The organism is Streptomyces sp. AcH 505 (assembly GCF_000818175.1).
Classification (GTDB): Bacteria; Actinomycetota; Actinomycetes; order Streptomycetales; family Streptomycetaceae; genus Streptomyces.
The window spans coordinates 890,437-896,640 of record NZ_JTIY01000001.1 but is presented as its reverse complement, the minus strand read 5'-3'; the positions used below and the strand labels follow the sequence as shown (position 1 = coordinate 896,640).

General features: G+C 72.4%; 7 protein-coding genes and 1 pseudogene. All 8 read right to left on the bottom strand.

Annotated elements, in window-relative coordinates:
• On the bottom strand, positions 1–224 hold a 224-nt coding region (locus HY68_RS04070), incomplete at its 3' end, for a hypothetical protein (RefSeq protein WP_041984465.1).
• Positions 225–483: 259 nt separating this feature from the next.
• Positions 484–1,587, bottom strand: a complete 1,104-nt coding sequence (locus HY68_RS04065) for an ATP-binding protein (RefSeq protein ID WP_041984462.1) — start codon at positions 1,585–1,587, stop codon at positions 484–486.
• The gene (locus HY68_RS04060; protein ID WP_041984459.1) at positions 1,584–2,321 is read right to left on the bottom strand and encodes a response regulator transcription factor; all 738 of its coding nucleotides are present in this window, start codon (positions 2,319–2,321) and stop codon (positions 1,584–1,586) included. Before HY68_RS04060 ends, HY68_RS04065 begins: the two co-directional genes overlap by 4 nt.
• Before the next feature lie 159 nt (positions 2,322–2,480).
• Positions 2,481–3,179 (bottom strand): spermidine synthase, encoded by a 699-nt coding sequence (locus HY68_RS04055; RefSeq protein ID WP_041984457.1) that lies wholly within the window; start codon positions 3,177–3,179, stop codon positions 2,481–2,483.
• A 123-nt stretch (positions 3,180–3,302) separates the two neighbouring features.
• The gene (locus tag HY68_RS04050) at positions 3,303–3,902 is read right to left on the bottom strand and encodes a hypothetical protein (protein WP_041984454.1); all 600 of its coding nucleotides are present in this window, start codon (positions 3,900–3,902) and stop codon (positions 3,303–3,305) included.
• The gene (locus HY68_RS04045; protein WP_052457011.1) at positions 3,899–5,206 is read right to left on the bottom strand and encodes a hypothetical protein; all 1,308 of its coding nucleotides are present in this window, start codon (positions 5,204–5,206) and stop codon (positions 3,899–3,901) included. Before HY68_RS04045 ends, HY68_RS04050 begins: the two co-directional genes overlap by 4 nt.
• Before the next feature lie 5 nt (positions 5,207–5,211).
• Positions 5,212–5,994, bottom strand: a complete 783-nt coding sequence (locus HY68_RS04040) for an ATP-binding cassette domain-containing protein (RefSeq protein WP_241778465.1) — start codon at positions 5,992–5,994, stop codon at positions 5,212–5,214.
• Positions 5,995–6,020: 26 nt separating this feature from the next.
• A pseudogene (locus HY68_RS43445) lies at positions 6,021–6,204 on the bottom strand (hypothetical protein); the annotation flags it as partial.

The following is a 6,204-nucleotide window of genomic DNA, read 5'->3' as shown; positions in this document are numbered from 1 at the left end:
GCGGCTGCGGTCTCCGCCGGCTTGTCCGCCGCGCCGGACGAACCCGGCTTGTAGTCGGCGAAGAAGTCCCACCAGGCACGGTCGACTGAGTTCGGGTCGTGGAGGTACTGCTGGTAGATCTCGTCGACGAGCCACTCATTGGGCCCGAAGGCAGCGGCAGGGTTCTTCCCCTGCCCGTCTGCGTCGGTCGAGATGCTCGAGTTACTGGTGGACTGAGACGACACGGCGTGAACCGCCCTCTTCCGCTTCACAAAAAGTAATGGACAGCGGGAATCAAGGCTACGCCTACCGGGCGCGCAGGTGCAGGCCGGGCGTGCCATCGTCGTGCAAGTCACATCCGACAGCGGGTTTCAGCGTATGAAATGGCGGGAAACAAACCCGGTTCACCATCACCGGGACTGTCCGGAGCCCCCGATAGCGGAGAGTGGCCAGGCTCGTGGCCCGCCCGTCCCCGACTCCGTATCCGGAGATCGTGCGCTTTCCTTACGAATTGTACGTCAACCGGGTGTTCTGCTGGACTCCCGGAAGAGTGACCCGTATCCGGCAGCCGCGCGCTGATTCGGCCACTCCGATGCGGCCGCCGTGTAGATCCACCGCCCAGCGGGCGATCGCGAGACCGAGACCCGTACCGCCGTCCGTACCGGGTCCCGGCGCCGGGGTGCTGCCCCGGTTGAACCGCTCGAAGACCCGGCTGCGCTCCGGCTCGGGGATCCCGGGACCCTCGTCCAGCACCTCCAGGTCCAGCGACTCGGGCTGCGGGCCGCGCCGGGCCCGTACGGTGACCCGGCCGTGCGCCGGGCTGTGCTTGACAGCGTTGTCGATCAGGTTGGCCACGACCTGGTGCAGCCGCTCCGCGTCCGCGTGCGCGGTCAGCTCGGGCGGCGACACGTCCAGATGCAGATGCACGTCCGTACGGGTGTGGTTCCCTGACCCCGAGCTGAGGCCGCGCTGCGAGGCCGCCAGATTGGCCTCCTTGAGCACGCCCGACAGATACGGCCACACCTCGAAGCGACGGGCCCGCAGCGGCACCACGCCGTTGTCGAGCCGCGACAGGTCCAGCAGCGTCTCCACGAGCCGGCCCAGCCGCTCCGTCTGGCTCAGCGCCGTACGCATCGTCTCCGGGTCGGCGGCCGACACCCCGTCCACGACGTTCTCCAGCACGGCGCGCAACGCCGCGATGGGGGTGCGCAGTTCGTGCGAGACGTTGGCGACCAGCTCCTTGCGGTGCCGGTCGACCGCCTCCAGGTCGTCCGCCATGCGGTTGATCGTGGACGCCAGGTCGCCCAGCTCGTCCCGCCGGTCGGCGCCGCTGACCCTGCGGGTGTACTCGCCGTGCGAGATGCCCTTGGCGACGGTGTTCATCTCGTCCAGCGGGGCGGTCAGGCCGTGCGCGACGAACTGGGTGATGAGCAGCGTCGCGATCACCGAGAAGACGGTGATGAACCGCAGCTCGGTCTTGGTGCGCAGGGCCACCATGAGCAGCCCCGTCGTGATGAAGACGGAGACCACGACGAGGGTGCCCAGCTTGGCCTTGATGGAGAACGGACGCAGATTCCTTGCGGGCGGGCGTCTGCTCGGCAGGTTCATGGCGCCGGGGTCTCCAGGGCGTACCCGACGCCGTGCACCGTACGGATCCGCTCGGCGCCGATCTTCCGGCGCAGCGCCTTGATGTGGCTGTCGACGGTACGGGTGCCCGAGGCGTCCGCCCAGTCCCACACCTCAGCGAGCAGCTGCTCGCGGGAGAGGACGGCGCGCGGCGTGTTCGCCAGGCAGACCAGCAGGTCGAACTCGGTCGGCGTCAGATGGACGTCCTCGCCGCGCACCCGCACCCGGCGCTGCGCGTGGTCGATCTCCAGCTCGCCGAGGCGCAGGATCCCGCTGCGCGGGGTCACGGCGGCCAGCGCGGCCCGCTCGACGCGGCGCAGCAGCACATGCACCCGGGCGGCCAGCTCCCGCATGGAGAACGGCTTGGTCATGTAGTCGTCGGCGCCGACCCCGAGACCCACCAGCATGTCGGTCTCGTCGTCACGCGCCGTCAGCATCAGGACCGGCACCGGGCGCTGCGCCTGCACCCGGCGGCAGACCTCCAGGCCGTCGAAGCCGGGCAGCATCACGTCGAGGACCATCAGATCCGGCTGCCACGCCTCGGCGGCGTCGACCGCCGCGGGGCCGTCGAGCGCCGTCTGGACCATGAACCCCTCGGCCCGCAGCCGCGCCGCGATGGCGTCGACGATCGTCGCGTCGTCCTCCACGACCAGGACCCGGCGCTGGGCGCCGGGCGTCGCCGCGACCCCGTTCTGGCTGGTGTGTGTCTGCTCCATCGCCCCGCCCCTGCTACGTGTTCGCTGTCCGTGTTGCCCGTACCGCGGGTCCTCGCGCTGCGGTCCTCGTACCGCCGGGGGCCGTCGTCCGCGCGCGTCCGCACACCGTCGAAGAAACCCTGTGTGGGGAGCAGCGTAGAGGCAGCGAAGGGGTCCCGGCTACGCAGTGCGAACGCCGAGATGGACCACGTCGGGCACTCCCCGGGCAACCTGGATCTCTTGGGTGGTTACCCCGTTGAATCCGGCATTCCGCAACGCATCGCCAAAGGTCGGAGAGGGTTGCGCGGACCAGACGGCGAGGACGCCGCCGGGGTTCAGCAGGGCCCGGCAGGCAGCCAGTCCTGCCTGTGTATACAGGCTTTCGTTGCTCTCGGTCACGGTCCAGTCGGGGCCGTTGTCGATATCCAGGCAGAGTGCGTCGTAGCGGTCCGTCGTGGTGCGGACGTGCTCCACGAGGTCGGTGTGAAGGATCACAGTCCGCGGGTCGACCAGCGCGGCCCCGGAGATCCTGGCCAGCGGCCCGCCGTGGTGCCAGTCGATGACGGCCCGCTCCCGCTCGACCACCGCGATCCGCCCCCAGTGCGGATCGGCCGCCGCGTGCGCGAGCGAGAAGCCCACCCCGAGGCCGCCGATGAGGACCGACGGCATACTGTTGCGCCGCTCCTCGCTCAGCGCGCCGAGCGCGGCGTCGATGAGCAGCCGCTCGGAGCGCCCGTCGGAGGTGTCCATCAGGAACGTCCCGTTGGCGATGATCTCCAACCGGTCCCCCTGCCGCCGCAGCACGACCTCCCCGTACGGACCGTCCCTGCGGTCCAGCGTGACGGGCACGGCATCGGGATCGGGAACGGTCTGGGGCACGGTACGGATCCCTTGTTCGGACGTCAGGAGTGGTGCACGCCATCCTGCTGCGCCGACGGCGGCCGGGACAATCCGGCACCCCTGCTTGTGCCCCGCTCCCGCGCTGTCAGCGCCCGTCTGTTGTCAGCTCCCGTCGGGGCGCGCGCCGCGCCACGCGTGCAGCGCGGCGCCGCAGACGTACGTCGTGCACGCCGTCAGCCACGCCCCCGGCTGCGGTCCCGGCTGCATCGGCCAGGCCCAGACCGTGGCGACGCCGTCGTGCGTCGGGGGCGCCGACAGGTAGGTCCCGCTGAGGTACACCGTCGTCGGCAGCCAGCTCAGCCGCGCCCCCAGCAGCGCCGCCGACCCGGCCGCGATGCCGGTCGCGCCGAGTACGTTGCGGACCATCGCCTGCCCGCCGAACACCTCGGGACTGCCCGGCACCGCCAGAGCCAGGCCGGCGGCGGCCAGTGCCGTCAGCGCGAACAGATGGGCGAGTCTGCGGGGCCACCAGGCCCGTACCGCCGTCCGGTCCAGCTCGTCGCTGTGGGTGTACAGGCCGGTCCCGACGATTCCGGCCGCCAGCATCGGGGCGAGCGTGACGACCGGGATGCGGGCCGTGCCGCCGAACCGCCGGGCCGCCTGGAGTTCGTACGCCGCCCAGCCGGCCAGCAGCGCCGCCGCGACCAGCGAGGAGGCGACTGCGGGCAGCGCGCGGGAACGGAGGTACAGCGCACGGCTCATGGGGCGGGCACCTGAGCCGGGTCGCAGCGGTCGGCGCCGAGATAGCGGGTGAGGTAGGCGCGGCCCTGTGCTGCGTCCATCGCTTCCAGCCGCTTCCGATGGGGCCTCGCGCCCCGCGCGGGGGAGTTCGCGAAGTTGCCGCGTGGCACGAGCCACTGCCGGACGGCGATCCCGATGTCGGACGCGCGCTCGTCCAGCGGGGTGTCGGCTCCCTCCGACGCGCAGTCCGCGCCGTCGACCAGCGCACCCACCGCCGAATCGGCGAACAGGTCCGGGTGCGTCAGCCGCCCCCGTACGGTGTCGTCGACCCGGTCCGGCAGCGACACATCGCCGGGACCCGGCGGGACGGGGTAGTGAACCCAGCGCTCTGGCGCGCCCGGCACCCCGCGCAGCTTGGCGTCCACCCCGGCGAGCGCCTGCCGCATCGCGGGCAGCATGTTCCGGTCGACCGCGGGCACGCACAGCTGGGGCACGCCGTTGTCGCAGACCGGCCTGACGGCTGCCGGATCCTGCCGCCACAGCCCGTCGCCGGTGGTCACGAGCGGCACGGCCGCGGCGGCGGCCAGGGCGAGCGGGAGCAGCGCGGTCAGCCTTCGCCGCGCGGCGAACCCGAGCAGCGCGGATGCCGCCAGCCCGCCGGTCCACAGCGCGCTCGCCGGGCCGAACCACCACAGGGGCGCCTGCAACGAGGAGTCGTACTCAAGGGCGGGATCCAGCCAACGAGCGCTCGACCGCCCGTACCCCGGCACGGCCAGTACGACATAGCTGAGGACGGCGAGCAGCGGCGCGACGAGCCGCCACGGCAGCAGCCGTCCCGCGACGAAGCCGAGGGTGCCGAGCGAGGCGATCGCCACGGCGTCGGCCGCGATCAGCGACACGTACGGATGGCCGCCGCTCGTGTACGGCCAGGTGGCGAGCAGACAGCCGGCCGCCGCCACGAGATACCCGGCGGCCGGCCACAGCGCGGCGGGGGCGGCGGCCACGAGGGTCTGCCGGAGCCTGCTCCTCGCGAACGTGGCACGCAACTCCTCCGTACCGCGCCTGCGTTCCCTGCCGCCCTGCCAGCAGCCGGCCGCCACGGCGAGCGGCCCGCCGAGGATCAGACCCGCGACGCGCAGCAGGTCAGTGGTCTCCGCCCAGTGCTGCTGCCACTGGTCGGCCTTGCTGTACATGGTGACGCCGATCAGGGTGGCGAGGGCGACGCCGGTCCACGGTCCGGTCCCACGCAGCAGCTCGGGCCGGAGTACGCGGCTCGCGCCGCCCGGTTTCCGGTCGGCGGCCGAGGCGGTCACGGGAGCCGTCATGAGACTCATCGCACGCCCGCCCGGTGGGTCCGCAGCGCCGCCGTGTAGCCGCGCTCGATCGGGTTGGCGTCGCGCTCGTCGGCGGCGGTCGCCCCCGAACCGGCGGCGGTCAGCTCCGCCGTCGTGCCGCGGAAGGCCACCCGGCCCGACTCCAGCAGCGTCACCTCTGAACAGGCGGCGGCGACGTCCTCCACCAGATGCGTCGAGACGACGACCGTGGCCGCGCTGCCCACCTCGCGGAGCAGCGCCCTGAACTCGACGCGCTGTTCCGGGTCGAGACCGGCCGTCGGCTCGTCGAGCAGCAGCAGATCCGGGTCGTTGACGATCGCCTGGGCGATGCCGACGCGGCGCACCATGCCGCCCGACAGTGTCTTGATCTTCGCGTCGATACGCCCGGCAAGCCCCACCCGCTCCACGGCGCGCTCGACCGCCCCCGCCACCCCCTGCGCGGGCATCTCTTTCAGCCATGCCACGTACGAGACGAACTCCCGCACCGTGAAGCCCGGGTAGTAGCCGAACTCCTGCGGCAGATAGCCGAGCCGCCGCCTGACCTCCGAGCGGGCCCGCCGGTCCGACACGTCGTGTCCCAGCAGCTCCACCTGTCCTCCGGCCGCCGCCGAGACCGTCGCGAGCACCCGGATCAGGGACGTCTTGCCGGCCCCGTTCGGACCGAGCAGCCCGTGCACCCCCGTGCCGAAGCCGAGCGCTACGGCGTCGAGCGCGACCGTTCTCCGGTGTCTGACCGTCAGCCCGCTCACCGCGATGGTCTGTTCCCGCACTTCCGGCACTGACTGCTCTCTCTCGGTCGGTCGCGTCATGAGGATCTCGGGAGGTCGTACGCCTGCCGCCGCAGCACCAGCAGCCCCGCGCAGAGCAGAGCCGCCACCGCCCAGCCGCCCTGCGCCGTCGCACCCGCCAGCAGTTGCGTGAGCTGCTCGGCGAGCGCCCGGGTCGGCGGCAGCGGGAGCCCGTCGCCCGCGCGGGGCTGTACGGCGGGG